We start from the raw sequence: 229 nt of genomic DNA, 5'->3' as shown, positions 1-229 counted from the left end.
AAGTAAAGTGTTTGTTTGCCAATCTTTTGAAGACCTGTCACTGCTTTACCAGTTTGGTCAAAGTAATACCATTCGTTCTTGGCACCTTCTGCAAACTTGCCGACTGCCATTTCTCCTGAGTCGGCATCAAAGTAACGGATGGATTTATCAGCCAAAGTTACTACTTTACCCTTGACTTGCTTACCATCTTGGTCAAAGTAAAGTGTTTGTTTGCCAATCTTTTGAAGAC

Annotated in this window: 1 pseudogene; it reads right to left on the bottom strand. The window is 40.6% G+C overall.

Features of this window, described 5'->3' with window-relative positions:
- Positions 1-229: pseudogene (locus HMPREF2885_RS04075) on the bottom strand (hypothetical protein); the annotation flags it as partial.

The organism is Streptococcus sp. HMSC062H02, assembly GCF_001813005.1.
Classification (GTDB): Bacteria; Bacillota; Bacilli; order Lactobacillales; family Streptococcaceae; genus Streptococcus; species Streptococcus oralis_S.
Note: the sequence above shows the minus strand (reverse complement) of the source record. Positions and strands in the feature narration are given on the sequence as shown.